Annotated in this window: 24 protein-coding genes and 1 tRNA gene; 19 read left to right on the forward strand and 6 right to left on the reverse strand. The window is 68.3% G+C overall.

Annotation, left to right across the window (positions count from 1 at the left end; genetic code table 11):
• Positions 1–114: 114 nt before the first annotated feature.
• Together sepX and JOD27_RS10590 are read left to right on the forward strand one after the other, a co-directional pair.
• Positions 115–837, forward strand: a complete 723-nt coding sequence (gene sepX / locus JOD27_RS10585) for a divisome protein SepX/GlpR (RefSeq protein WP_204761917.1) — start codon at positions 115–117, stop codon at positions 835–837.
• A gap of 59 nt (positions 838–896) precedes the next feature.
• A tRNA-Ala gene (locus JOD27_RS10590) sits at positions 897–969 on the forward strand.
• Positions 970–1,246: 277 nt separating this feature from the next.
• On the opposite strand, the gene JOD27_RS10595 is transcribed toward JOD27_RS10590, so the two are convergent.
• A complete protein-coding gene (locus tag JOD27_RS10595; RefSeq protein ID WP_204761918.1) occupies positions 1,247–1,717 on the reverse strand; it encodes an MmpS family transport accessory protein in 471 nt (156 codons plus the stop codon).
• Between the two features lie 538 nt (positions 1,718–2,255).
• Between JOD27_RS10595 and JOD27_RS10600 the strand changes: the two genes are divergently transcribed.
• The 12 genes from JOD27_RS10600 (at position 2,256) to JOD27_RS10655 (ending at position 15,605) form a co-directional block, all read left to right on the forward strand.
• The gene (locus tag JOD27_RS10600) at positions 2,256–4,964 is read left to right on the forward strand and encodes a cupredoxin domain-containing protein (protein WP_239566684.1); all 2,709 of its coding nucleotides are present in this window, start codon (positions 2,256–2,258) and stop codon (positions 4,962–4,964) included.
• A gap of 114 nt (positions 4,965–5,078) precedes the next feature.
• Positions 5,079–6,023: a multicopper oxidase family protein gene (locus tag JOD27_RS10605; RefSeq protein WP_204761919.1), complete on the forward strand. Its 945-nt coding sequence runs from the start codon at positions 5,079–5,081 to the stop codon at positions 6,021–6,023.
• A gap of 53 nt (positions 6,024–6,076) precedes the next feature.
• A complete protein-coding gene (locus JOD27_RS10610) occupies positions 6,077–6,784 on the forward strand; it encodes a YcnI family copper-binding membrane protein (protein WP_204761920.1) in 708 nt (235 codons plus the stop codon).
• Positions 6,785–6,861: 77 nt separating this feature from the next.
• Positions 6,862–8,625 (forward strand): copper resistance protein CopC, encoded by a 1,764-nt coding sequence (locus JOD27_RS10615; protein ID WP_204761921.1) that lies wholly within the window; start codon positions 6,862–6,864, stop codon positions 8,623–8,625.
• 43 nt (positions 8,626–8,668) lie between these two features.
• Positions 8,669–9,508, forward strand: coding sequence for a helix-turn-helix domain-containing protein (locus JOD27_RS10620; protein ID WP_204761922.1), 840 nt, complete (start codon positions 8,669–8,671; stop codon positions 9,506–9,508).
• Between the two features lie 156 nt (positions 9,509–9,664).
• Positions 9,665–10,651: a glycoside hydrolase family 5 protein gene (locus JOD27_RS10625; RefSeq protein ID WP_307830054.1), complete on the forward strand. Its 987-nt coding sequence runs from the start codon at positions 9,665–9,667 to the stop codon at positions 10,649–10,651.
• 134 nt (positions 10,652–10,785) lie between these two features.
• Positions 10,786–11,142 carry a cupin domain-containing protein gene (locus JOD27_RS10630; protein WP_204761924.1) on the forward strand — a complete coding sequence of 119 codons (357 nt, stop codon included), beginning with the start codon at positions 10,786–10,788 and terminating at the stop codon, positions 11,140–11,142.
• Between the two features lie 69 nt (positions 11,143–11,211).
• Positions 11,212–11,763 (forward strand): hypothetical protein, encoded by a 552-nt coding sequence (locus JOD27_RS10635; protein ID WP_204761925.1) that lies wholly within the window; start codon positions 11,212–11,214, stop codon positions 11,761–11,763.
• A 25-nt stretch (positions 11,764–11,788) separates the two neighbouring features.
• Positions 11,789–12,625: an SEFIR domain-containing protein gene (locus JOD27_RS10640; protein WP_204761926.1), complete on the forward strand. Its 837-nt coding sequence runs from the start codon at positions 11,789–11,791 to the stop codon at positions 12,623–12,625.
• Between the two features lie 44 nt (positions 12,626–12,669).
• Entirely contained in the window at positions 12,670–12,933 is a 264-nt protein-coding gene (locus JOD27_RS10645; RefSeq protein WP_204761927.1) for a hypothetical protein, read from the forward strand.
• A complete protein-coding gene (locus tag JOD27_RS10650) occupies positions 12,930–13,478 on the forward strand; it encodes a hypothetical protein (RefSeq protein WP_204761928.1) in 549 nt (182 codons plus the stop codon). The genes JOD27_RS10645 and JOD27_RS10650 overlap by 4 nt, the downstream gene beginning before the upstream one ends.
• 168 nt (positions 13,479–13,646) lie before the next feature.
• Positions 13,647–15,605, forward strand: a complete 1,959-nt coding sequence (locus tag JOD27_RS10655; protein ID WP_307830055.1) for a serine/threonine-protein kinase — start codon at positions 13,647–13,649, stop codon at positions 15,603–15,605.
• Between the two features lie 143 nt (positions 15,606–15,748).
• Here the strand turns inward: JOD27_RS10655 and JOD27_RS10660 are convergent, their stop codons facing one another.
• Positions 15,749–16,336: a hypothetical protein gene (locus JOD27_RS10660; RefSeq protein ID WP_204761929.1), complete on the reverse strand. Its 588-nt coding sequence runs from the start codon at positions 16,334–16,336 to the stop codon at positions 15,749–15,751.
• A 64-nt stretch (positions 16,337–16,400) separates the two neighbouring features.
• Here JOD27_RS10660 and JOD27_RS10665 point away from each other — a divergent pair, with 64 nt between their 5' ends.
• Together JOD27_RS10665 and JOD27_RS10670 are read left to right on the forward strand one after the other, a co-directional pair.
• The gene (locus tag JOD27_RS10665) at positions 16,401–16,922 is read left to right on the forward strand and encodes an RNA polymerase sigma factor (protein ID WP_204761930.1); all 522 of its coding nucleotides are present in this window, start codon (positions 16,401–16,403) and stop codon (positions 16,920–16,922) included.
• Positions 16,912–17,571, forward strand: coding sequence for a hypothetical protein (locus JOD27_RS10670; protein ID WP_204761931.1), 660 nt, complete (start codon positions 16,912–16,914; stop codon positions 17,569–17,571). The genes JOD27_RS10665 and JOD27_RS10670 overlap by 11 nt, the downstream gene beginning before the upstream one ends.
• Here the strand turns inward: JOD27_RS10670 and JOD27_RS10675 are convergent.
• Positions 17,558–19,096, reverse strand: a complete 1,539-nt coding sequence (locus tag JOD27_RS10675; protein ID WP_307830056.1) for a dolichyl-phosphate-mannose--protein mannosyltransferase — start codon at positions 19,094–19,096, stop codon at positions 17,558–17,560. The genes JOD27_RS10670 and JOD27_RS10675 overlap by 14 nt on opposite strands.
• Positions 19,097–19,120: 24 nt before the next feature.
• Here JOD27_RS10675 and rsmI point away from each other — a divergent pair, with 24 nt between their 5' ends.
• Positions 19,121–19,966, forward strand: a complete 846-nt coding sequence (gene rsmI / locus JOD27_RS10680) for a 16S rRNA (cytidine(1402)-2'-O)-methyltransferase (RefSeq protein WP_204761932.1) — start codon at positions 19,121–19,123, stop codon at positions 19,964–19,966.
• Between the two features lie 86 nt (positions 19,967–20,052).
• On the opposite strand, the gene JOD27_RS10685 is transcribed toward rsmI, so the two are convergent.
• Genes JOD27_RS10685 through JOD27_RS10695 form a run of 3 tightly spaced genes read right to left on the reverse strand, consistent with a single transcriptional unit; the run spans position 20,053 to position 22,313 of the window.
• A complete protein-coding gene (locus JOD27_RS10685; protein WP_239566686.1) occupies positions 20,053–20,781 on the reverse strand; it encodes an ABC transporter permease in 729 nt (242 codons plus the stop codon).
• Positions 20,756–21,703: an ATP-binding cassette domain-containing protein gene (locus tag JOD27_RS10690; protein ID WP_204761933.1), complete on the reverse strand. Its 948-nt coding sequence runs from the start codon at positions 21,701–21,703 to the stop codon at positions 20,756–20,758. Before JOD27_RS10690 ends, JOD27_RS10685 begins: the two co-directional genes overlap by 26 nt.
• A 58-nt stretch (positions 21,704–21,761) precedes the next feature.
• Positions 21,762–22,313 (reverse strand): PadR family transcriptional regulator, encoded by a 552-nt coding sequence (locus tag JOD27_RS10695; RefSeq protein WP_204761934.1) that lies wholly within the window; start codon positions 22,311–22,313, stop codon positions 21,762–21,764.
• A 54-nt stretch (positions 22,314–22,367) separates the two neighbouring features.
• Here JOD27_RS10695 and metG point away from each other — a divergent pair, with 54 nt between their 5' ends.
• On the forward strand, positions 22,368–24,161 hold the full coding sequence (gene metG, locus JOD27_RS10700; RefSeq protein WP_204761935.1) for a methionine--tRNA ligase: 1,794 nt from the start codon (positions 22,368–22,370) through the stop codon (positions 24,159–24,161).
• Positions 24,161–24,982 carry a TatD family hydrolase gene (locus JOD27_RS10705; protein WP_204761936.1) on the forward strand — a complete coding sequence of 274 codons (822 nt, stop codon included), beginning with the start codon at positions 24,161–24,163 and terminating at the stop codon, positions 24,980–24,982. The genes metG and JOD27_RS10705 overlap by 1 nt, the downstream gene beginning before the upstream one ends.
• Positions 24,983–25,182: the final 200 nt, after the last annotated feature.

The raw sequence follows: 25,182 nt of genomic DNA on the forward strand, positions 1-25,182 counted from the left end.
TGATACACCACACTTTGGTACGCACCGCGCTCGGCGAGCCTCCGACACTGGTGTGACTGTTGTGACTAGCGTGGTGACAGCACCACGCGTTGGGCCGGGGGAGGTGAACGGGGAATGCCGAGTTCGCTGATCATCGTTGCGCTGGTAGTGGCGTGGCTGGTCGTCCTCGTCCCCATGATGGCCCGTAAGCGCCAGGAGATTGCGCGCAGCGTGGGGGAGGAGTACGACGCCATGCCAGACGCCGAGTACGACGACATCCACGACATCGACGACGACTACTTCGACGAGGAGGAGTACGTCGAACGCCCGTTCCGGCGCGGCCGCGGTGGCTACGACCCGGAAACCGCGGCTCTCGTGGCACAGGCCAAATACGCGTTCCGGCGCAGAGTCGTGGCGTTCCTACTGGTCGCCGCCGTCGCGACGGGTGTCGTGGCCGGTGTGTTCTACCAGCCGCTCTGGTACGGCCACGCCGGAGTCGACCTCCTGCTCGTGGGCTACCTGACCTACCTGCGCCGCCAGGTGCGGATCGAGGAGGAGGTCCGCGCCCGCCGGCTCGCGCGCCTGCAGCAGGTGCGCCGCCGCCGTGCGACGGCTCCGCAGCCGCAGCAGGTCGCCGAGATCCCCGCGCCGGCCGACGCCCCGGCCGTCGAGGAGGTCGAGACCACCCAGGTCGAGGTCGTCGCCGCCGAGGAGAGGCCGGCGCTGCCGCCGTTGCCGCGCTATGAGCACCACGTGCTTCCGGGTACGATCCCGGTCGACTCCGACGACGAAGATCCGGTGTTCGTCGAGTTGGAGGGACTGGAGTCACTGCGGTACCGAGGTGCTGTCGGGGCATAGAGGGGGGTGGTGAAAACACCCCTCCAACCCCTGCTATAGTTCTTCACGTAACACCGCAAGGGGCTGTAGCACAGTTGGTAGCGCGTCTCGTTCGCATCGAGAAGGTCAGGGGTTCGATTCCCCTCAGCTCCACAAGTGGAAGGCGAGTGCTCGCACAGAGCGCTCGCCTTTCTTGTTGCGCTGGTGTTTTCCGGGGGTCGAGCCCCCAGAACCCAGCCGGGGCTCCGCCCCGGACACCGGTCGGCTGGCCTTGGGCGTCGCCGTCCTCCCGAGGGTTCTCATGCTGTGGCTTCAGGTCCACACAATGGATGGCGAGTGGCGGGCCCAGGTCATCCACTTCGGAGTGTGGCCTCTTTCCCCGGCACAGCAGCAAAGTTCGGCACGGGTCTTCCGTCCACATCGGACGATGTCACCCCCGCGCCTGCGGGGCGATCATGTTCGAGCACGACACCGTCGTGTACTCGCCCTTGGCCGTGTTGTTGGCGACGACGTGGCCGTCGACGGTGATGGTGCACGTGATCGACTCGCCTTGGCCGTTGGTCGCCATCACCTGTGCCACGGCGAGACCCGGTCCTGCGGGGATGGTGAGTTCCTTGCGCCACGGCAGGCTGACGGCTTCGGCCTTCTCGACGGTGTTCGTCCCTTCGACGGCGAACCTGATCTCGGGTGCCCTGCCTCCAGGGCCGGTGACCTCGTAGACCACGGTGTGGGTGGTCGGAACGGGCGCGGGGTCCCCGGCGGTGATGCCCCAAGCCGCCGCCGCGACGATCACGACCACGGCGAGGCCGGCCGTCGCGGACCGCCAGGCGCGCCGGTGGCCTCGGCCGGTGGCGGGAGGCTTCAGCGGATCGGCTTTGCGGGTGCTGATGGCGGACGGCATATCCCACCACTCTCTCTTGTTGGGGGATTCGGGTATTGCTGGTGGGGCGTCGTTACGTCCGGACATGGTGGCAGCCATGCGGATGTTTTGGCCAGGTCCATTCGGGGAATAAGTTTCCTGACCTGCACTCTCGAATGGCCTTCGAAACCGTCGGGTGTCAACTTTGAAAAGCAAACACCTGTCACTTGGTGTGCAGTTGACGGGCCCGTTCGATGCTGCTCTGACCTGTGCATATGCGCATCGGTGGGCGGTAGGCGTGATGTCGTGCATTGGGTGGCACGGAATATCTCGTTAGGTCTTTGTCACATCGCCGCAGGGCTGCGAGTGCGACCCAGTTGACAGACCGTTAACGTTCGGGTAATTCCTCGGACATTGGCCGCACGACTATTTAGGTGTCTTCACGTGGCGGCGGCGCTGCTGGACGCTAATGCGGAGAAACGAAACCCTCAGCTGGGTTTGTTTGTCATGCGTGGAGTTTTCCGATGTGCCGCAACAGGTGTCAGAAGGGAAATCGATGCGCTCTCCACACCTATCACGCATGTTCTCGTCAGGGAGGCGACCGCGCGGGGCAAGAGCACTCGCGTTCGGCTCCGCGTTGGTGGTCGCCCTGACCGCGATCGGGCTGAACACGCCGGCGGCCACCGCGGCCACGGTCTCGGTGTCCATGCAGAACCTGCAGTACAACCCGGCGAATTTGAACGTGAACGTCGGTGACACCGTCAGGTGGACCAACAACGAGACCAACGGTGTCGTTCACAGCGTGACCGGCGGTCCGCTGTCCTCGGACGTGAACCCCGGCGAGTCCTACTCGTTCACCTTCACCTCCGCCGGCACCGTCAACTACCACTGCCGTTTCCACCCGGACATGCTCGGGTCGATCGTGGTCGGTGGAACTACGCCCACGACCACAACGGGGCCGACAACCACCACCACAGCGCCCACGACCACAACGGCGCCGACGACGACGAGTACCACGAGTTCCAACACGCCCGCCCCGACGACGACCACTGGTTCGGGTGGGCTTCCGATCGGTGGCGGACCTCTGCCGGTGTCGTTCCACCTCACCGACAACCAGGGGTCCTGGTACGACACGAACCTGAACCTGTTCGGCACGAAGTCACTCGCCGTGGCCGAACTGCCGCGGGTGAAGACCGGCGGGCTCATTCCCGGCCTGCCGCTGAACGGTGTTCCGCTGCTGGGCAACGGCGCTCTGCTCGGTTCGGACGCGAGCAACCTGCTCAACGGTGATCTGGCGCGGTTGACGCAGCTGCCCTTCACCGGCACGCCGCTGATCCAGAGCCTCGGCGTGGATCCGGAGAAGCTGCTCGGGCTGGACAAGCTGCGCACGGCGATCGGCAAGGTCATGCCGCCGCTCGACCTGCGGACGATCAAGGCGAACACCCTGATCACGCAGCTGTCCCAGCAGATGGCGGCCCGCCCGGCCAACACGAAGACCGCGCTGACCGACCTGCCGGTCGGCGTGGAGCTGATGAAGGTGCTGGCCGACATCCAGAAGTACGTGCAGACCGCCACGATCAGCCTGCCCGTGACGGTGAACTTCGACATCTCGAACCCGAACGCGCAGTCGGCGCACACCATCACGAACCTGATCTGGCCGGAAGGGGCGCAAGGCTTCCCGTTCGACCAGCCGGGCGCCTTCGTCGGCAGCACGACCGCGCAGCTGACCGAACCCGGCCTCTACGCGTTCGTCTGCAAGATCCACCCGTACATGCTCGGCGCTGTCGTCGTGGACGACCCGCTCACGCCCGGTCTCGACTTCGGCAAGAAGCTCAAGATCAACAGCCGGGCGCTGAACGTCCCGTCCGACGCGGACATCATCTCGCAGCTGGTGCTCAAGTTCTTCAACATCACCGCGCCGAACAACTGGCAGAAGTTCAGCAACACCGAGCAACGGACGTGGAACCCGACGTTCCCGCCCGCGCCGATCCTGATGTACGACTCGAACGGGTCGCCGCAGCTCGTCCCGTTGCTGGACGCCTACTTCAAGAACAAGTTCGGCCTGCCGAAGACCCTGCCTGCGCTCAACCAGCGGCCGGGAACCCCCGGCGTGGGCGAGGTGTGGATCGACACCGAGCTCGAGAAGACGGCGGGCAAGACCAAGTCCGGCACCGCGACGAAGGTCGACGTCTCCACCTGGAAGGTCGACCGCAAGGTGGCGCTGCCCGAGGTCAACATGAACAACCCGCACAACATGTGGACCGACAAGGACGAGCGGTACATCTACCAAACCGAGTGGTTCGGCAACAAGCTCGACGTCTTCGAGCGGGCGACCGGCAGGTTCGTCCGGCAGATCGAGGTCGGGCCTGATCCGTCGCACGTCATGACGAGGACGGACACCGACCAGCTGCACGTCGCGATCAACGGTGGCGCGTCGGTGGTCGAGCTCTCGCCGGGCGCCACGAAGATCGACCGGCGCATCCCGGTGCAGGGACCGGGTGAGAAGGTCGCGCACCCGCACGCCCACTGGATGACCGGTGACGGCACGACCATGGTCACGCCGAACGTCAACACCTACGACTCGACTGTCGTGGACATCGCGACCGGCAACATCCGCAAGGAGGCGACCGGTGAACTGCCGATCGCCACGGGCATCACGCCCGACGGCGCGAAGGCGTACGAGGCCAACTTCATGGGCGGGACGGTGTCCTGCATCTCGCTCAAGGCCGACGCGTGCAAGGACGGTGGTGCCACCGTACACAACAAGCAGATCGACCTGTGGCACAACTACGACCCGGTGGCCGGTGAACGCGGCTCGTTCGGCGGCCTGCCGATCCAGCTGCCGGTGAGCCCGGACGGCAACGCGCTGCTGGTGGCCAACACGTTGACGTCGAACATCACCGTCATCGACCCGAAGACCGACGAGATCGTGAAGTGGTTGCCCTGCGACTCCGGTTGCCACGGCATCAACTACGGGGCGAAGAAGGGCGGCGGCTACTACGCCTACGTCTCCAGCAAGTTCGCCAACACGCTCGCGATCGTCGACATCGACCCGAACGGCGACGGCAGTCCGTCCGATGCCGCCGTTGTCGGAAAGATGGTGCTCGACGCGGCGTCGACCACCGCGTCGGACGACCAGGTCGTCGACCACATGGGAATGGGCGGTATGGGCGTGCTCGCCGTGCCGCTGGTCTACAACGGCTGGGCGCAGAGGGTGCCCAGCAATTCGGTGAACGACCAGCTGACCTGTCGTCAGCGGCACCCGCTCACCTACGGCACTGATTGCTGACACCACCCACCGCGAGACGGGAAGCCGTTCGAGGAACGGCTTCCCGGCCCGCGGCTTCCCTGCGGGAGGCGACTCATGTTCACAGAGTTGGTTAGACAGCGCAAATTTCTGCCGGTGCTGACGGTTCTGCTGTCCGTCCTGATCGCGCTGGCGGGCGTGACGGCGTCGAGCGTCCTGAGAGAGTCCACTGTGGACTCGGTGCTGCCGGCCGCGGCGGGCGACGACCTCGGTGACGGGACCCACCTGGCCCAGTACGAGGTGGTGGGCGGCGTCAAGGTGTTCCGCCTGCGTGCGGCGCCCCTGGCGTGGGAGGTCTCGCCCGGCAACGTCCGGCAGGCCTTCGCCTACAACGGAACCGTGCCCGGTCCGGTCATCCGGGTCAACGAAGGCGACACGGTGCGCTTCATCGTCCAGAACGACCTGCCGGAGAGCACCTCGCTGCACTGGCACGGCATGGACCTGCCCAACGACCAGGACGGCGTGCCCGGTCTCACCCAGCCAGAGATCGAGCCTGGACAGAGCTTCACCTACGAGTGGAAGGCGATCAGCACCGGAACCCATTGGTACCACTCGCACATGCACGGCGACCAGGAGGGCAAGGGGCTCTACGGCTCCCTGGAGGTGGTGCCCAGGCTCGGTGACATCGCCGCCGCCCGCGACTACCGGCTGATCATCGGGGACGGCCCGCTGGGTTTCGTGTTCAACGGCAAGAGCTTTCCCGCCACCGCGCCGTTGCGGGCACGGGTGGGTGAGCGGGTGCGCATCCGGCTGATCGGGTCGGGCCCGGAGATGATCCACCCCATCCACCTGCACGGCGGTTACTTCGAACTGGTCGCGCAGGACGGTAGACGACTACCGCTGCCGCAGCAGATGGACACCGTGCTCGTCGGTGTCGGGCAGACCTACGACATCGTCTGGACGCCGACGAGGGTCGGCAAGTGGATGATCCACTGCCACATCTTCTCCCACGCCGAGACCCACACCGGGATGGCTGGGCTCGTGTCCATCTTCAACGTCGACCCGCCCGCGGTCGGCCTGCCCCTGCCCCTGGGCGGCTGACCGTGGCGACCATCTGCGACAGCGCTGAATTCCCCACTGCGGAAGGAAAAACGATGTCCCGGCCCGGCACCGTGCTCGTCGTCCTGGCGGCGTTCCTCGTCATCCTGTTCCCGTCGACCGCGTCGGCGCACGTCACCGTCTCACCGGGCACCGCGGAACCCGGCGGCTACACGAGGGTGGTGTTCCGCGTGCCGAACGAGCGCGCGGACGCCTCGACGACGCGGCTGGAGGTGATCTTCCCCTCCGGCCATCGGTTCGCTTCGGTGTCCGTGCAACCGGTTCCCGGCTGGACGGCGACCACCAGGAAGGAGAAGGCGGACGTGGCCGGCCAGTCGGACGAGGACTCCTCCGGTGAGGTCGTGACGGGCATCGTCTGGGAGGGCGGCACCGTCCAACCCGGACAGTTCCAGGAGTTCGGCGTCTCGATGGGAAGGTTGCCGGCGGCGAAAACCAAGCTGGTGTTCAAGGCGTTGCAGACCTACTCGAGCGGTGAGGTGGTCAGGTGGATCGACGTCCAGACCGACGGCGGACCCCGGCCTGAGCACCCGGCTCCGACGTTGTCGGTGGCCGCACCGCCGGTCGCCGCACCCGCCACTCCCGCCGCGGGAACCGACACGCTGGGCCGTGTGCTCGGCGGGGCCGGGCTGCTGGCCGGCCTGGTCGCGCTCGGGGTGTCGGTGACCGCGCGGCGGCGGCCGTTCGCACCGGACAGCGTTGCCGCGCAGGAGGAACCGGCCGTGAACGAGCCGGCGCGGGTCTGAGAGCCAGCGAGGTCGACGGCTCTTCGCCGGCCGTCGACCTCGCGCCCTGCCACGTCATCCCGGTGAGAGGAAGAGCGGTGAACAACTTCGCGCGCGTGTGCATCGCGTTCGTCCTGGCGTTGCTGCCGGTGCTGGGAGTTCAGGGCGTTGCCAGTGCGCACGCCGTCGTCATCTCGACCAGTCCCGCCGGCTGGGCGGTGCTCGGCTCGTCGCCCACCGAGGTGTCGCTGACCTTCAGCGAGCCGGTGGAGCTCGGGCTGGCTACCGTGCGGATGCTCGGGCCGGCCGGTGACACGATCACCACGGCCGCACCGGCACACGCCGGGGGCAGACCGGAAGTTCTCGTGGTCCCGGTGCCGAGGGCGCTGTCCGACGGGACCTACACGGTGAACTGGCAGGTCACCTCCGCTGACACCCATCCGGTGCACGGTGCCTTCGTGTTCAGCGTGGGACAGCCGTCGACGTCGGCGGCGCTGCCGGCGCCGGCCCAGGCGCACACCGAAGCCGACCGGTTCGTGACGTTGTCGTACGGGCTGGCGCGGTGGTTGTCCTTCGCCGGGCTGGCGCTGCTGGCCGGAGCGGCGTTCTTCGTCGTGTGGTGCCAGGCCGGCGCCGTGGCCGGCCGCCGGGTCCGCCTGCTGATGTCGAGCGGGTGGTGGAGCCTGTTGGTGGCCACGGTGCTGGTGCTGCTGCTGTACGGGCCCTACGCCACGGGCCGGTCGCTCACCGCCGCGGCCGACCTGTCGCTCGTCGCGAACACGGCGAGCACGCGGCTGGGCGTCGCGATGCTTGCGCGCCTGCTGCTGCTCGGGCTCGTGGGCGTCGCCCTGCTGAGGTTTCTGCGCCGCGCCGGTGACAGCGAGGCAACCGATCTCCAACGCCGGCGCCGGGGCGTGGCGGTGCTGGCGGCGACCTGCGTGCTCGCCCTCACCTGGAGTGCCGCCTCGCACAGCGCAGCCGGTGACCTGGCCGGGCTGGCCCTGATGACCGACGCGGCCCATCTCACCGCGATGGCCGTGTGGCTGGGCGGCCTCGTCGTGGTCGGTGCCGTCGTGAGGTCCGCGGACGCGTTGGCGATGCGGGTGGCGGTGCCGCGCTTCTCCCAGGTGGCACTGGCGTCGGTCCTCGTACTGGTCGCCACCGGGGTGTTCCAGTCGTGGCGGCTCGTGGGCACCCCGTCGGCCCTGGTCGGCACGTCCTACGGGCGGGTGCTGCTGGGCAAGGTCGCGGTGGCGGCCGTGCTGCTCGTTCTGGGAGCACTCGCCAGGCGCTGGGTCCAGCACCACTACGGTTTCCCCGTCGTCTCGCCCTCCGACCGCCGCCGGGCGGCGCGCGGGCCCGGCCATCACCAGGTGCGGCGGTTCGGGGCGGTCGTCGCCGCCGAGGCGGCGATCGCGGGCCTCGTGCTGGGGCTCACGGCGGTCCTGGTCGGCACCAGCTCCGCCGCGGCGGAACTGGCTGCGGAGAAACAGCAGGCCGAGGTGGCGCAGCCCGTGCCCGGTGAGCCCGTCATCGCGGACTTCGACACCGGCGGCGCGGCCGGGCGAGGCAAGATCGCGGTCGTCGTCGCGCCCGGCGCGTCCGGTGGCAACGAGGTGCACCTGGCGGTGCTGGACGAGCGCGGGAGCCCGAGGGACGTCGCCGAGGTGGGGGCGACGCTGAGCCATCCCGAGCGGTCACCGGCGCCGTTGGTCGTGACGTTGCGTTACAGCGGTTTGCCGGGACATTACATCTCAGATGCGCTCTCCCTGCCCGTATCCGGGCGTTGGGAGATGTCGTTGAAAATTCGCACATCCGATGTCGACGAAGCCATTGTGCATGTGTCCGTGGGCATTCCCTGAGCCGCGCGAGCGGTAATGACCCGCACGAACGGATGGTGACGGCATGTACCCCCAGGACGCTCGCAAGGTATCTCCGGATGTGCTGGAAGCCCTGCGGCGGCGCGCCGTCGCCGCGGTCGATTCGGGCCTTTCCCGCGCGGAGGTCGCGCGAATGCTCGGCGTGTCACGGCAGACGATCAGCGTCTGGCACCGCGAATACCGCACGAGGGGCGAAGAAGCGTTGCGGAGCAGGCGGCGGGGCAGACAGCGCGGTGAGCAGCTCGCGCTGTCGTACGCGCAGCAGCTGTGGACGATCAGGACGGTGACGACCTGCGGACCGGACGAGGTCGGGCTGAGCTACTGGCTGTGGACGAACCAGGCACTGGCGGAACTGGTCAACAACAGGTTCCGGATCGCCCTCTCGGCCACGACCGTGCGCAACTACCTCATCCGGTGGGGCGTGCTCCCCGAGTCCGTCCTCGCCAACCGGCCTGGCGGCGGTGAGGCGGATCCGGGGCACGCCGTGCCGGTGAGCGGGGAAACGCTGTGGATGCACAGCGCGCCCTTCCACTGGCTGACCGGTCCGCAACTGCACTCGGACGGCGCGTCGGCCTGCTCGGCGACCGATGGTCACGGCAACGCCATGTTGTACGCCGTGTCCGCTCGCGGCACAGTGCTGTTCCTCTGCACGCACGACCCGTTCGACGGCGCCCGGCTGACGGAGTTCTTCTCCAGACTGCTGCGCCAGCGCGGACGCCGGCTCAACATCGTGCAGGGCTGGCGACCGACCCGCCGGGCCGACGTCCTCACCGCGTGGATGGAGCAGCGGGCCGGTGAGGTGTCGGTGCGGTTCGCGGTCGAGGACATGTCGTTTCCGGCGCCCCGGAGCGGAGACACCCGTTGACGATCCCGCCGGTCGGCGTGGTTCGGATGGGCGGATCCGTTTCGATCCGAAGTGGACCGTTCGGCGGAATGCCTTCTGCTGCAACGGTTTCAGGCTGTGTTGCAGTTGATGTGCAGCTCTTGTCAAGGTCGCGTGCGTGCGGTTGCATCTGCCGCTGTGACCACAAGGCTGAGTGTCGCGAGCGTGCTCGCGTTGATGGCGTCGATCCTGGTCGGCACGCAACCCGCGGAGGCCGCCACCGGCCTGAGGGTCAGCGGCACCAAGGTCGTCGAGGCGAACGGGAGCGCCTTCGTCATGCGGGGCGTGAACCACCCGCACGTCTGGTTCCAGGGCCAGACCAAGGCGTTCGCGGACATCAAGTCCTTCGGTGCCAACACCGTTCGCGTGGTGCTGGGCACCGGCAAGCGGTGGGGACCGAGCTCGGCGGCCGACGTCGCGAACGTCATCGCGCTGTGCAAGCGGAACCGGTTGATCTGCGTGCTGGAGGCCCACGACACCACCGGATGGGGTGATCAGCTCGGAGCCGCCACCCTCGATGACGCGGCGAGCTACTGGATCGGCCTCGCCGACGTGCTCAAGGGCCAGGAGAACTACGTCGTGGTCAACCTGGGCAACGAACCCTTCGGCAGCAACCTGCTGGTGAGCCCGGCGTGGACGAGCTGGACGAAGAACGCGGTCAAGCGGTTGCGCGCGGCCGGGTTGCAGCACCTGCTGATGGTGGACGCGCCGATGTGGGGCCAGGACTGGCTGAACATCATGCGCAACAACGCCGCGTCGGTGCTCAACGCCGACCCGCAGCACAACACCCTGTTCTCCGTCCACATGTACGGCGTGTACAACACGGCGGCGAAGGTCAACGCGTACTTCGACGCGTTCCGCTCGGCGGGGCTGCCGTTGGTGGTGGGCGAGTTCGGGAACAAGCACAGCGACGGCGACCCGGACGAGGACACGATCATGGCCCAGTCGCAGGCTCGCGGCATCGGGTACCTCGGTTGGTCGTGGAGTGGCAACGGTGGCGGGGTCGAGTACCTCGACCTGGTCCGGTCGTTCAACCCCGCGGACCTCACGCCGTGGGGCGAGCGTTTCCTCAACGGCCCCAACGGGGTCCGGCAAACCTCCAAGCAGGCCACCATCTTCGGCTGAAGGGAACACCGGCCTGGACGAAGTCGGGTGAGGACTCGGCGTCGGCGGTTGTGGTCAACGCGGTGATGTCCTGACATGATCGGCGCCCGCCACCCGTTCGAAAGGCCGCCCTCATGACCGGTTCGCCCGACAGAGTGACCGTCATCCCGCCGGATGCTCTGGCCCAGATGAAGTCGTTCCCGTTGCACGGCGACGAACGGCTGCAGAACAAACTGCTGTGGAAGTCTCCCGGCGGGGACACCATCGTGGGCCTGATCCAGATGGCACCGGGCGCGCGCGACGTCGGCCACAACCACCCGTCGGCGACGCAGCACACCTGGGTCATCGGCGGCACCGTCAGCATCGGCGGTGTCGAGGCGACTGCGGGCTCGTACGCGTTCGTACCGCCGGGTGTGGACCACGAGACCGTCGCCGGTGACGAGCCCGTCACGATGTTCTACATCTACCAACCGTTCGCGCCCAAGCACGACCACGATCACGGAGATCACTGAGGCCGCCGCTCACCCATCCGTGGGGTGAAGTTGGGTGAGGAACGCGGTTGCCACAAATAGCTTTCTCGCATGAGATCAGTGACCGCCGCGTTATTACTCGTGGCCGTCACCTCTGGCGGAGCAACGGCGTCGACCGAGGCCTCCGTCGCGAGGTGCGCGGCCGCCCGCCCCGTAGTCACCTCAACCGAGACAGCTGTCGAAGTGCGCGTTCTCACCGGCTGCACGGCCGGTGAGCTCGTCTTCCGCGCCGCCTTCGTGGCCCGCGCGCACGGCTCCTCCTGCACCGTGGTCTCGTTCGCACTGGAACCAGACCCCGCCGCCGCTCCACAGTGGATCCGCGTCCGACTCGAACTGGCCTGCGCGCCCGGCGAGAAGGGCCTGCTCGGCTCGCAGATCACCGTGGAGATGTTCGGCGCCCAGGACGCCCGCGTCGCCACCTACGGCTTCGGTGACTCCTTCACGGAGGAGAACCCGTCCGCGCGGCACCTGTGGACCGTCGACCACGTGGCGGGCCTCGGTGCCCTGCCGGCGGACCCGGATCCGGCGGTGAAGTCATCGAGCGGGTCGGCAGGGGAGGGCGGTTCACGGGCGCGGGCGGATCACGAAATCTACGACGGCTGAGATTCCCGGCTGCCATGATGTGCCGATGCGTCCCGAGGTCTTCGTGGTCTGGGCGCACACCAGTCCCGGCTGGGACGGTGTGCGCACGCAGGAGTGGCGGGCCACCGTGCACCGGTTCGCCGAGCTGCTGCACCACCTCGGCGCGGACGCCGACATCGACCTCTACCACCAGCACGAACCCGTTGACTGGTCGACGTTCTGCCTGCAGCGCATGGAGGACGCCGACCGGATCGTGGTGGCGGTGTCGTCCGGCTGGAAGCTCGCCTTCAGCGGGCGCAACCCGCTGAGCCGCGGTGCCGAGTACGAGCTCAAGCACCTGCGCGGGCTGCTCATGCGGGAGCCGGAACTGTTCCAGCGCAAGGTGATCGTCGTCGTGCTGCCGGGCGCCACCCTCGACGACATCCCGCCGTCGCTGCACTGCGTGCCCCACTTCGTGGTCGATCCCGCTGTTCGCGCGTCCGCTGTGGACCTCGAGCACCAGCTGCTCGGGCAGCCGAGGTACCCCAAGCCCGCGGTGGGGGAGCCGCGCCTGCGGGAGCTGGCGCGGGCGGGCGATCCCGGGCTCGTCGACGAGCTGCTCACGACCACCGTGTACCTGCCGGATCCCGGCCGGCCTGGGCTGATGGCCACCGCGGTCGACGGGCACGAGCGGTCCGTGCTCGTCTTCACCGGCCTCGATCGGCTGGTGGCCTATCGCGCGCTCAAGGGCCTGAACTGGGAGGACCGCTGGCTCGAGGTCGAGTGCGCCGAGCTGCTGCCGTTCGTCGCGCCGCTCGGCGTCGGGGTCGTGGTCGACGCGGGCGCGCCACTCGACGAGATGGTGTTCGTGTCGGCTCGCGAAATCCGTGAACTCACCTGCTGACCCTGTTGTATCGTTCTTCACCAAACTTTCGGGCAGGGGGTGCCGTGAACGGGTTCGCTGTCGACACCGACGAGCTCCGGGTGCTGGCCCGGCCGCTGCTGCGCGCCGCCGAGGACGTCGTCGAACTCGCCCGCCACCCGGACGGGCGTCCCGACAGCTCCCGCGGCGCGCTGTTCGCAGCTCTCGCGCGGTTCCGCGCCGCGGCTGATCACGCGACCGGTGTGCTGGTGCGCGACGTGGACGAGACCGCGGCCCGGCTCGCCGACACCACACGGCACTACGAACAGGCGGACATCTTCCCGGCGTGAGCCTCTCCAGTGACTTCCACTCCCTCCGGAGCGTCCAGGAGTGGCTGAAGCGGATGCGCGACGAGAGCGCGTCCGTCGGTGTCGCCTACGCCAGGGCGACCCCGCCCTCGTGGACGGGAGCCGCGAGCACGTCGTTCGACGAGTACCGGCACCGCGCCCGGATGCGCTGGCTCGACGTGTCCGACGCGTTCGATGCCGCCTCCGACGCCGTGGAGACCTACCTGCACACCCACGCCGAGGTCGCCCGCCTGGTGCAGTTCGGTGACCCGGACCAGGTCGAACGGCTCCACGGGCAGCTGGCCGAGGAGGAACGCCTCGCGGTGGCCGCCGTCGACAGAGCGGCGGAGGAGCTGTGGCACGTCCGGTCCCAGCTGCCCGAACAGGCAGCGGTGCCACCGCCGCCCAGCCCTCCCGCTCCGCAGCCGAAACCGCAGCCGAAGCGCTCCCGCGCGGAGGACTTCATGGCGCTGCCGCACGAGGAGATCGTGCTCACCACGGCCGCGATCGCCGCGCGGTACACGCGCTGGCAGCGTCAGATCGGGTGACCGCGGTCCAGCTCGATAACGAATACGGCAGCCGCGGCGACTGGGGTCAACGGGATCGCACCCAGGCACGTTGTAAGAGGTAGAACGCGCTGACCGGCGAAAGGGTTGCTGTGGCGTCAACCGCAGACCAATCACGCACCGTAGGCTGAGAGGGCGCCTAGGCTGGGGGTGATCGCGGAAGGGGTGGTGTGGGTCGTGGGGCTCGCGGAGTCCTTGCTCACGTGGCTGCACGGCTTCGTGGGCGCCAGTGTCTGCCCCGGTGACTGGGTGTGGACCACCACAGCGCTCGGCGCGGTGCTCGGGCTGTTCCCCACGATCGGGGCGCTGCTGTCCATCGTCGTGCGCCGGATCGTCGGCAACTCCTACGGTTCGGTGACGGGTGCCATCTTCGCCGGGCTCGGTGTCGCCAGCTGTCTGGTGCTGCCGTGGCTGATCATGCGCGGGACCGTGCAGGGGCTGCAGAACCGGTCGATCCCCGGTTCCGGGTCGCTCGACGGGTCGACGTGCTTCGGCCAGTTGCAGCAGGGCGAGTACCTGGTGGACGGGACGCCGTCGATCCTCGGGGTGATCCGGCAGCCGACCGAGCAGCCCGTCTTCCTGGTCGCGGCGTGCATCACCGTGGTGCTGGCGCTGCTGTGCCTGCTCTTCGTGATGCTGCAGGCGGGGTCGGCCTTCCGGCTCGGGCCCAGCTGGCCGCGGCGCGTGTTCTGGCCGCCGTTCCTGGTGCTGCTCGCAGCGACGTCGGCACAGCCGGTGACCCTTGTGGGCCATGTGCTCCTCGGGTTTCTGCCCATTGCGGTAATCGGCTCAATCGTCGTGCGGATTTTCGGGTTGACTACCGCCATGTTGAACCGCCCCGGCCGCGACCGGTCTCAGGACCGGAACTCGCAGAACCCGCCACCGCAGCCGGTGGCTCGCACGCCGCAGCCCCAGCTGCCCCAGAACCAGCAGCACCAGCCGCAGAAGAAGGCGCCGACCAAGCCGATCAACGCCTCCCAGCACCAGCCGCCGCCCTACCAGCCGGCGCAGGTGCCGCCGTACCAGCCCGCGCCGATGAACCGGCCGATGCGCCCGGTGAACCAGCCGCCGCCTCCGCCGAGGCAGTACCCGCCGACGCGGGTCGCCGAGGTGCAGTCCCCACAGTCGCCGCAGCCCTCGCAGCCGGCGGCGCTCGCCGACACACCCGGTCCGCTGCCGTTCGGGCCGGGTGCCGCGAACGCCGACGCGCCCGCGCCGGTGCAGAAGTCGGGCAAGGTCTGGAACCCCGGCAACGGCCGGTTCCGCCGCGTCCGTCAGCTCGGCGCCGGCGGGTTCGGCACCGTCTGGCTGGCCGTCGACGAGCAGCTCGACCGCACGGTCGCGGTGAAGCTCGCGCACGCGCCGGACAACGAGACCGAGCAGCGCATGCTCCGCGAGGCCCGTGCGCTGGCCGCGGTCAGGCACCCCAACTGCGTGCGGGTGTTCGACATCGTCCAGGACCCGGACGGCCTGGCCCTGGTCATGGAGTACATCGAGGGCGCCTCGCTGTCCGAGACGGTGCTGAAGAACGGCCTGATCGACGACAAGCTCGCCGCCCGCCTGTGGCTCAACATGGCCGACGCGCTGGCGGCGGCCCACGACCGGGGCGTCCTGCACCGCGACGTGAAGCCGTCCAACGTGATCGTGGACAACCAGGGCACCGCCCACCTGATCGACTTCGGCATCGCCCGTTCCAAGGGCGACAGCACCCTCACGGCCACCGGCATGATGGTCGGCACTCCCGACTTCCTCGCCCCGGAGACCGCCCGCGGTGAGACGGCCTCCCCGGCGTCGGACTCCTGGCAGCTGGCCGCGACCGTGTCCTACGCGCTGACGGGCCACCCGCCGCGCGGCTCCCGCGACAACCCGATCTCCTCCCTGATGGCCGCCGCCCAGGGCGAACCGATCACCAAGCTGCCGCAGAACAGCGCCCACGCGCGGCTCCTGCTCGCGGCGATGGACCCGGAGCCGGGCCGCCGTCCGACGCTGGCGCAGGTGCGGGGTCAGCTGTCGCAGTTCCTCGACCAGGCCGGGATGAGCAAGGAAGGCCCGGTCACGAAGATCATCAGCAAGCCGACCCCGCCTCCCACGAAGCACATGCCGATGTAGGCGATCCGGGTGAACGTTCGGTACGGGGCGTAACGGTGATTCACCGTTCAACGACCTAAGCCGTGGTCACCCGGAAAGCCTCGGCATCGGAGGCGATGCCCTGCGAGGGGTGGTGAGGCGGTTTCCGCCGATCGCCTCACCACTCACCTACGTGCGGACGGCCGCAACCGCTTGCGCAGCACCACGAACAGCCCTGCGGCGGTCAGCACCACGAGACCGACGAGCCACACCGGCGCCGGTCCGGGTTCGGGCTCGGAGGGCACCACCGCGGCAGCGGGCGCGACCTCGGGTTTCTTGAGCGGCGGCGCTATGTCCGACCACTTCCAGTCCATCGTTCCCTGGACCATCTGCGAGTCCACCGGCTTGATCTGGAACGTGCCGGGCACGGTCAGCGTCGCGAGCGGGTGGTCGGCGAACATCCCCTGTACGCCGAACACCTCGTACGACCCAGCGGGCAGGCTGAACGTCACGGCGTAGTGCGCGGGCTGCCCCAGCGGCACCCCGGTGAACACCCGCTCGTCCGTCCCCGACCTGAACCGCAGCCCGGTCTTGCCGAGATCTCCTCCGGTGAACGGGTGGGTGCCGTGCTGCAGCACCCAGTAGCCGACGGTGCCGGTGGCGGACGGCTCGATCGACGGCACCGGGTCGAGGTAGGTGACAGCCCAGCCGCCCGCGTGCGCGGTGGGAGCGCTGATCAGTAGAAACGCGCATATCAAGGCGAGAATCCTCATGGCGCGAATACGCCGGGAACCAAAGCTGGGTTCCCGGTGTAGGAAGGGCATCACGGACGAAGCGGTGGCACGGGCGATCGCAGGTGACCAGGCGGCTTACGGCGAGCTGGTCACCCGGTACACCGCGCTCGCGCACCGGACGGCCTACCTGCTCGGGGCGGGTGCGGACGCCGGCGACGTGGTGCAGGAGGCGTTCGTGAAGGCGTACCGCAAGCTCGGCACCTTCAGGCAGGACGCCGACTTCAAGCCGTGGCTGCTGAAGATCGTCGCCAACGAGACCAAGAACCTCCACCGCGGCAGACGGCGCCGCAACCTGATGGAACTGAAGATCGGGGCGATGACCGAGACCGTCGACCACGACGACCCCGGCACGCTCGTCGACGACTTCCGCGCCAAGCTGCTGACGGCCGTCCAGAGCCTTCCCGAGCACGACCGCCAGGTTGTCACCTGCCGCTACCTGCTGGACCTCAGCGAGGCCGAGACCGCGCAGACCCTGAACGTCGCCAAGGGAACCGTGAAGTCACGGCTGTCCCGCGCGCTCGCCAAGCTGCGACCGATGCTGGAGGAGGTGGCCCATGATCGGTGACGACGTCGAGGCCGCCCTCCGCGACCTCGGCCAGCAGATCCACGTGCCCGAGCCTCCCGACCTCACCGCGAGCGTCCTCACCCGGATCAACGCGCCGCGCAGGCGAAACCGGTGGCTCACCGCGCTGGTCGCGGCGGTGACGGCGTTCGCGATCGCCTTCGCCGTGTCACCGGCGGTGCGCGCGGGCGTCCAGAACCTCCTGGAGTTCGCGGGTGTCGTGTTCCGCGAGGAGCCGCCTCCGACGGTCGCGCCTCCGTTGCCCAGCCAGGAAGTCTCGCTCGGCGAGGCGAGGAAGCAGATGCCGTTCGAGATCCACCTGCCGCGGCGGCTCGGCGCCCCCGACAAGATCACCGTCCACGAAGGACGGTTCGTGACGCTGCACTACGGGGACCTGCGGCTCGACGAGTTCGACGGCACCGTCCAGGAGACGATCGGCAAGCTGATCCACGGCGAGGGCGTCGAGCAGATCGGCGACAAGGTCTGGATCCCGTACCCGCACCAGATCTTCTACATCGACCGCAACGGCGAGTGGCACGACGAGCAACCGCACGGCGCCGGGAAAACCCTGATCTGGCAACGCGGTCAGGTCACCATGAGGCTCGAAGGCGACCTGACCAAGGAGAAAGCCCTGGAGATCAGCGCCAGCTAGGCAGCCACAGCTGCTGCTGCCACATCTCCGGTGTGATCGGGTTTCCGTTCAGGATCGGCCACAGCCACACGAAGTTCGCCACCACGATGCCGACGTACAGCGACACGACCAGCAGGCCCGTGCCGCGGCGTTCGGAACCGGCGGTGCGGCGGCCGAGGATCTCGCCCAGCGCCAGCACGATCAGCAGCACCAGGAACGGCGCCATCGGCGTGACGTAGAAGAAGTACATCTGCCGGTCGAGGTTGAGGAACCACGGCAGCAGACCGGCCATGTACCCGACGAGCACGGCGGCGTAGCGCCAGTCCATCCGGCCGATCGAGCGCCAGACGGCCCAGCCGATCACCGGGAACGCGAGCCACCACATCGCGGGGGTGCCGATCAGCATGATCGCGCCGAGGCACGACGCCGCACCACAGCCCGTCACGCCGTTGTCGTAGTAGTAGAGCATCGGACGCAGGCCCATCGGCCACGTCCACGGCTTCGACTCCCACGGGTGCCGGTTGGTCGCCGAGGTGACCAGCTCGACGTGGAACTTGTAGACGTTCTTGGCGTTGTACCAGAGCGCCTGCAGCACGTCGGGGATGTACGCGACGTCCTTGACCTTGCCGCCGACGACGTGCCGGTCGATGCCGGTCTCGCTGGCCATCCACGGGAACCACGTCGTGACGTACACCAGCACGGGGATCGCGACGAGGCCGCCGATCGAGGGCAGCACGTCCTTCGCGAGCGCGCCGAGCCACGGCTCCTCGACCCCGGCGGCACGACGGGCCAGCGCGCTCCAGACGACCGTCAGCAGGCCGAACGCGGCGATGTACCACATGCCCGACCACTTGACGCCGCACGCCAGACCGAGGCACACGCCCGCACCGAAGCGCCACCAGCGGAAGCCCAGCCACGGACCGAACGCCGAGTTGTTGACGAACCCCTCGCGCACTGCCACCGCTAGTCGTTCACGGATCTGTTCGCGGTCCACGACCAGACAGCCGAACGCGGCGACGACGAACAGCGCCAGGAAGATGTCGAGCATGCCCATCCGCGACTGGACGTGCGAGACGCCGTCCGCGATGAGCAGCACACCGGCCAGCGCGCCCAGCAGGTCCGAGCGGGTGAGGCGGCGGGCGATCCGGACGATCAGCAGGATCGTGATCGCACCCGCGAGCGCGGAGGCGAACCTCCAGCCGATGCCGTCGTAGCCGAAGAGGTCCTGGCCGATCGCCATCAGCTGCTTGGCGAGCGGCGGGTGGACGATCAGCTCGTAGCCGGGGTTGTCCTCGTAGCCGCCGTTGCGCAGCACCTGCGCCGACTGCGGCACGTAATGCTTCTCGTCGAAGATCGGCGTGCCCTTGTCGGTCGGATACCCGAGGTTCCAGAACCTGACGAAGGCGCCGATCAGCGTCACGACGATCGTGACGAGCCAGCCGCGCAGGCGGTCTCCGGACGGCGGCGGGTCGAGCGCTGCCGCACGATCCGTGCGCGGTTCCTCGACGACGACGGGCGCCTCTCCTGGCTGCACGAGGACTGTCACGTCGCCGATCGTAGGGTGAACCGTGTGAGTCCTGTATCCGGTTCAGGCCGTCTTGTTCTGGCAGCCACCCCTCTCGGGGACATCCGCGACGCTTCCGCACGCCTGGTCGAGGCGCTGGAGACAGCCGACGTGATCGCCGCGGAGGACACCAGGCGGTTGCACAGTCTCGCGGCCGCGCTGCAGGTCAAGCCGTCCGGACGCGTGATCAGCTTCTACGACCAGGTCGAGACGGCGCGCCTGCCGGGGCTGCTCGAGTCGCTGCGCGGCGGCGAGACGGTGCTGCTCGTGACGGATGCCGGAATGCCGTCCGTGTCGGATCCCGGTTACCGGCTCGTCGCCGCGTGCGTCGAGGAGGACCTCAAGGTCACCTGCCTGCCGGGGCCGTCCGCCGTGACGACCGCGCTCGCCGTGTCGGGCCTGCCCAGCGACAGGTTCGCGTTCGACGGCTTCCCGCCGCGCAAGTCGGGTGAGCGCAAGCGTTGGTTCGCACCGTTGGCCACGGAACAACGCACTGTCGTCTTCTTCGAGGCACCTCACCGGCTCGCGGACACGCTCGCGGACGCCGTCGAGGTGCTCGGCCCCGATCGCCGTGCCGCCGTGTGCCGCGAGCTGACCAAGAAGTACGAAGAGGTCGTGCGCGGGTCGTTGGCGGAGCTCGCCGAGTGGGCCGTGGAGGGCGCACGGGGTGAGATCACCGTGGTGCTCGGTCCCGCGCCTGCCGGGGAGAAGCCCGACCTCGACGCGCTCGTCGCCGAGGTCAGGCAGCGCGTCGCCGACGGGGAACGGCTGAAGTCGGCCGCCGCCGAGGTCGCGGAGGCGGCCGGGATCAGCAAGAAGGTCCTCTACGACGCCGCGATCAAATCAACCTGAAAGTACGCGGGGAGCTTTCGTACTCTCGTTCAGGACGCGGGGTCCCCGCGTGCGGCAGAAAAGTACGAAAGCTCCCCGCGTGTGCATCAGGCTGACTCGCGGTGGAAGGTGCGGACGCCGTAGAACACGCCGGCCAGCACCAGCACCGCCGCCGAGACCAGCCCGAGCAGCACCGGTCCCGTGTTGAAGATCGACCGCTCGGCGTCGACGACGTGCGCCAGCGGGTTGACGCGCGACAGCCAGTAGAGCCACTTCGGGCCGTTGGACATCGGCAGCAGCACGCCGGAAAGCAGCATCAACGGCACGATGGTCGACGACAACACGGACGCGAAGACGTACTCCAGCTTCGTCTTCAACGCGAGCGCGTACGACGCCGACCCGATGGCGATGCCGAGCAACGCCACCAGTCCGAGGCCGAGCAGGATGTCGCCGGCGCTCGCCCGGAACCCGAACAACATCGCGGCGAGCATGATCAGAAGGCCCTGGACCACGAGCAGCACCACGTCCTTGCCGACCCTGCCGACGAGCAGCGCGACCCGGCTGACCGGGGTGACCCGCAGCCGTTCCATGACGCCCGTGCGCACCTCGGGCATCAGCGAGAAGCCCGCGTAGGCGGTGCCGAACAGCACCATCTGCACCAGCAGACCGGGCACGAACCACTGCCAGCCCGTGTCGCCGAGCAACGGCCCGAAGAGGCCGAGGTAGAGCAACGGCTGCACGAGCCCGAACACGACGGCGACGGGGTTGCGCAGCACCGGCAGCATCGCGCGGGAGAAGACGAGCCAGGTGTCACCCAAGATAGTTCTGTCCAGCATTGGTTTCCTCCCTCAGGGAACGGCCGGTCATGGTCAGGAAGACGTCGTCGAGCGTCGGCCGGTGGACCTGCACGGAATGCAGCTCGACACCGAGGTTGTCGAGATCGCGCAGCAGTCCTGGCAGCGAGCGGTCGCCGTTCGGGATCCGGAAGCTGACCTTCTCGTCCTCGACGACCGCGTCGGGGAACTTCGTGGCGACCACGGCGGCCTGCGGTGTGCCGAGCACGACCAGATCACCGGAGACGCTGTTCTTCAGCTCGTCCGGTGAGCCCTCGCCGACGATCGAACCGTGGTCGATCACCAGCAGCCGGTCGCTGAGGAAGTCGGCCTCGTCGAGGTAGTGCGTGGTCAGGAAGACCGTGGTGCCGTCGGCCTTGAGCTGCTTGATGTGGTCCCACAGGTTGCGGCGGCTCTGCGGGTCGAGCGCGGTCGACGGCTCGTCCAGGAAGAGCAGCCGCGGGTCGTGCAGCATGCCCATCGCGATGTCGAGCCGTCGCTGCTGCCCGCCGGACAACGTGATGACGGCCCGCTTCTCCATGCCCTGCAGCTCGAACCGTTCGAGCAGGTCGCCGGCCTTCCTGCGCGCCTCGTGCTTCGAGAGGCCGTAGAACCGGGCCTGGAGCGCGAGCTCGTCTGCGACCCGCTGGTCGGCGCCCGCGCCGTTCTTCTGCCCGACGTAGCCGATGTTGCGGCGCACGCCGGCGGGGTCGCTCAGCAGGTCGTGCCCGGCGACGATCGCCTCGCCCGCCGTCGGCTGAAGCAGCGTCGTGAGCATGCGCAACGTCGTGGACTTGCCGGCACCGTTCGGGCCGAGAAACCCGACGAGCTCCCCTTCGGCCACGTCGATGTCGACCCCGCGGACCGCATCCACGGGACCGAGCTTCGTCGTGAACCGGCGCGCGAGGCCGCGTGCCTTGATCATGACTGAATCCCCTCTAGTCAAGTTTGACTAGAGGGTAGACGGGACTAATCAAGTTTGACTAGTCCTTGAGCGCGTACTCGCCGGCCTCCAGGCGTTCGATCAGCTCCCGAGTCCAGCGGACCTGGCCTTCGAGGTGGACGAGCCACAGCCGGAACAGCTCGCTGACGTGCGCGGGCTTGCCCATCTCCGGCATCGAGGTGATGCCGTGCCGCGTCGGTGCGAGCTGGCCCTCCAGTCCGGCCAGCCGGTTCTTCAGCAGCACGATCGCCTGCTTGCGGGGGACCAGGTTGATCATCGCCACGCCCGCGGAGACCTCGTCGTTGCCCGCGGCCGCGTCGGCCAGCGCGTGGTTCAGCAGGTCCTGCAACTCGTGCTCACCTGCCGCGGTGATCTTGTAGGTGGTGCGGGCGGGACCCTCGCCGGACTCGGTGCCGACCGGCTCCAGCAGGCCGTCCCTGGCCAGTGACTTCAGCGCGTGGTAGATCGAGCCCGGCTGCACGTTCGCCCACTGGTCCGCCGCCCACGACTTCAGCTCGCGGCGCACCACGTAGCCGTGCGCCTCGCCGACGAGCTTGACCACGCCGAGCACCAGCATCCTGGTCGCGGACAAACCGACCTCCCACTCGGTGAAAACTGCCTGGCACCGCCTCCGTAGGCTATGTGCATGAGTGCCTCCGTACTGACCGCGGTGGCCTGGCCTTACGCCAATGGCCCCCGGCACATCGGTCATGTCTCCGGTTTCGGTGTCCCGTCCGACGTCTTCTCCCGCTACATGCGAATGTCCGGACACCGGGTGCTCATGGTCAGCGGCACGGACGAGCACGGCACACCCATCCAGGTGCAGGCCGAGAAGGAAGGGCTCACCGCCCGCGAGCTCGCCGACAAGTACAACCGCGTCATCGCCACCGACCTCCAGGGCCTCGGCCTCTCCTACGACCTATTCACCCGCACGACCACCGGCAACCACTACCAGGTCGTGCAGGACCTGTTCTCCGCGCTGTGGAAGAACGGCTACGTCATCCCGAAGACGGAGATGGGCGCCATCAGCCCGTCGACCGGCAGGACGCTGCCCGACCGCTTCATCGAGGGCACCTGCCCGATCTGCGGGTACGACGGCGCGCGCGGTGACCAGTGCGACAACTGCGGCAACCAGCTCGACCCGATCGACCTGAAGAACCCGCGCTCGCGGATCAACGGGGAGACGCCGAAGTTCGTCGAGACCGAGCACCTGTTCCTCGACCTGCCGTCGTTCATCGAGTCGCTGGGCAGCTGGATGGGCACGCGCACCGAGTGGCGTCCCAACGTGCTCAAGTTCTCGCAGAACCTGATCTCCGACCTGCGGCCGCGCGCGATCACCCGCGACCTCGACTGGGGTGTGCCGATCCCGCTCGACGGGTGGAGCGACCAGCCGATGAAGCGGTTCTACGTGTGGTTCGACGCGGTCATCGGCTACTTGAGCGCGTCCGTCGAGTGGGCGCGGCGGTCCGGCGACGCCGACGCCTGGAAGGAGTTCTGGACGGGTGACGCCCAGGGCTACTACTTCATGGGCAAGGACAACATCGTCTTCCACTCGCTGATCTGGCCGTCGCTGCTGCTCGGTCAGAACGGCGCGGGCGACAAGGGCGGCGAGCCCGGCCGGTTCGGCACGCTGAACCTGCCGACCGAGGTCGTGTCGTCGGAGTACCTGACGATGAGCGGCTCGAAGTTCTCCACCTCGCGCGGCACCGTGATCTACGTCGGCGACTTCCTGAAGGAGTTCGGGCCGGACGCGCTGCGGTACTTCATCTCCGTCGCGGGTCCCGAGAACCAGGACACCGACTTCACCTGGGAGGAGTTCGTCCGCCGGACGAACTTCGAGCTGGCGAACGAGTGGGGCAACCTGGTCAACCGCTCGGTCTCGATGGCGCACAAGAACGTGGGCGCGATCCCGAAGGCGACTGCGCTGACTCCCGCCGACCACGAGCTGCTCGCGCAGTCGAAGGCGGCGTTCGACACGGTCGGCGCGCACCTGCGTCGCTCGCGGTTCAAGCAGGCCTCCGGCGAGGCCATGCGCGTGATCTCCGCGGCGAACAAGTACCTGTCCGACCAGGAACCGTGGAAGCTCAAGGACGACCCGGACCGCCGCGACTCGGTGCTGCACACCGCGTTGCAGGTCGTGCAGGACGCGAACACGCTGATGACGCCGTTCCTGCCGCACTCGGCGCAGAAGGTGCACGAGGCGCTGGGCGGCACGGGCGTGTGGGCCGCGCAGCCGGAGATCACCGAGGTCACCGACCTGGACATCCCCGAGCGCGAGTACCCGGTGCTGACCGGTGACTACGCCGGTGAGCAGGCTCGCTGGGAGTCGACGCCGATCGAGGTCGGCCGGCCTTTGGGCAAGCCGTCGCCGTTGTTCGCGAAGCTCGACCCGAAGCTGGGTGAGATCGGGCCCGAGTGGGCTCCGATCGTGACCGACTAGTGGCGGACAACCGGGAACGACCGCCGGTGCCGGAAGCTCTTCCGGCACCGGTGATCGACGCTCACACGCACCTCGACGCGTGCGGCGCCACGGACGCTGCTGGGGTGGGCGAGCTCCTGGACCGGGCCAACGCGGCCGGCGTCTCGCACGTGATCACCGTGGCCGACGACCTGGCCGCCGCGCAGTGGGCGGCTGAAGCGTCCACTTGGGACTCGCGGGTCTACGCCGCGGTCGCCGTGCATCCGACCCGCACCTCCAGTTTCGGTGATCACGAGAAGGCGGAGCTCGAACGGCTCGCGTCTTTCGATCGTGTCGTGGCGATCGGCGAGACCGGTCTGGACTACTACTGGGACTACTCGCCGCCGGCTGCCCAGCACGAGGCTTTCCGTTGGCACATCGACCTTTCCAAGCGCGTCGGGAAGCCGTTGATGATCCACGACCGCGACGCGCACGAGGACATCCTGAAGGTGTTGTCGTCCGAGGGTGCACCGTCCACTGTGGTCTTCCACTGCTTCTCCGGCGACGCGGACTTCGCCCGGCGGTGCGTCGACGCGGGCTACGTGCTGTCGTTCGCGGGGCCGGTGACGTTCAAGAACGCCCGCGCGCTGCGGGAGGCGGCCCGGTTGGTGCCCCAAGATCAGCTCTTGGTGGAGACCGACGCGCCGTTCCTGACGCCGCATCCGTTCAGGGGGCGGCCAAACGAACCCTATTGTGTGAATTACACAGTTCGCGATCTGGCCACACTGCGTGGCGAAGATCTTTCTGAACTCTGCGCTGCCGTCACCCGTAATGCTCAACGAGTGTTCGGACTCGACTACTGAGATGCGATGTAAGACGAACGGAGCAAAGGGTTCCTACCCCTATGGGGTGACTGAGGTCACAACTTTGGCGCGGATGTTTGCGCAACGTCCGCGACCCCGTTACTGTCCCGTGACCGTGCCACCGAAGCCGACCTTGTCGGTTAGGGGCACGCCCGCAGTCGGGGCGGGACCGAAGCCAGAAGCGCGAAGAAGCGAGACCA

Source organism: Lentzea nigeriaca, from assembly GCF_016907955.1.
Taxonomy (GTDB): domain Bacteria; phylum Actinomycetota; class Actinomycetes; order Mycobacteriales; family Pseudonocardiaceae; genus Lentzea; species Lentzea nigeriaca.

Excerpts from the sequence above, each read along its gene's own strand:
- sepX (WP_204761917.1), top strand. The coding sequence starts at position 115 with ATGCCGAGTTCGCTGATCATCGTTGCGCTGGTAGTGGCGTGGCTGGTC.
- JOD27_RS10595 (WP_204761918.1), bottom strand. The coding sequence starts at position 1,717 with ATGCCGTCCGCCATCAGCACCCGCAAAGCCGATCCGCTGAAGCCTCCC.
- JOD27_RS10600 (WP_239566684.1), top strand. The coding sequence starts at position 2,256 with ATGTTCTCGTCAGGGAGGCGACCGCGCGGGGCAAGAGCACTCGCGTTC.
- JOD27_RS10610 (WP_204761920.1), top strand. The coding sequence starts at position 6,077 with ATGTCCCGGCCCGGCACCGTGCTCGTCGTCCTGGCGGCGTTCCTCGTC.
- JOD27_RS10620 (WP_204761922.1), top strand. The coding sequence starts at position 8,669 with ATGTACCCCCAGGACGCTCGCAAGGTATCTCCGGATGTGCTGGAAGCC.
- JOD27_RS10635 (WP_204761925.1), top strand. The coding sequence starts at position 11,212 with ATGAGATCAGTGACCGCCGCGTTATTACTCGTGGCCGTCACCTCTGGC.
- JOD27_RS10640 (WP_204761926.1), top strand. The coding sequence starts at position 11,789 with ATGCGTCCCGAGGTCTTCGTGGTCTGGGCGCACACCAGTCCCGGCTGG.
- JOD27_RS10660 (WP_204761929.1), bottom strand. The coding sequence starts at position 16,336 with ATGAGGATTCTCGCCTTGATATGCGCGTTTCTACTGATCAGCGCTCCC.
- JOD27_RS10670 (WP_204761931.1), top strand. The coding sequence starts at position 16,912 with ATGATCGGTGACGACGTCGAGGCCGCCCTCCGCGACCTCGGCCAGCAG.
- JOD27_RS10685 (WP_239566686.1), bottom strand. The coding sequence starts at position 20,781 with ATGCTGGACAGAACTATCTTGGGTGACACCTGGCTCGTCTTCTCCCGC.
- JOD27_RS10690 (WP_204761933.1), bottom strand. The coding sequence starts at position 21,703 with ATGATCAAGGCACGCGGCCTCGCGCGCCGGTTCACGACGAAGCTCGGT.
- metG (WP_204761935.1), top strand. The coding sequence starts at position 22,368 with ATGAGTGCCTCCGTACTGACCGCGGTGGCCTGGCCTTACGCCAATGGC.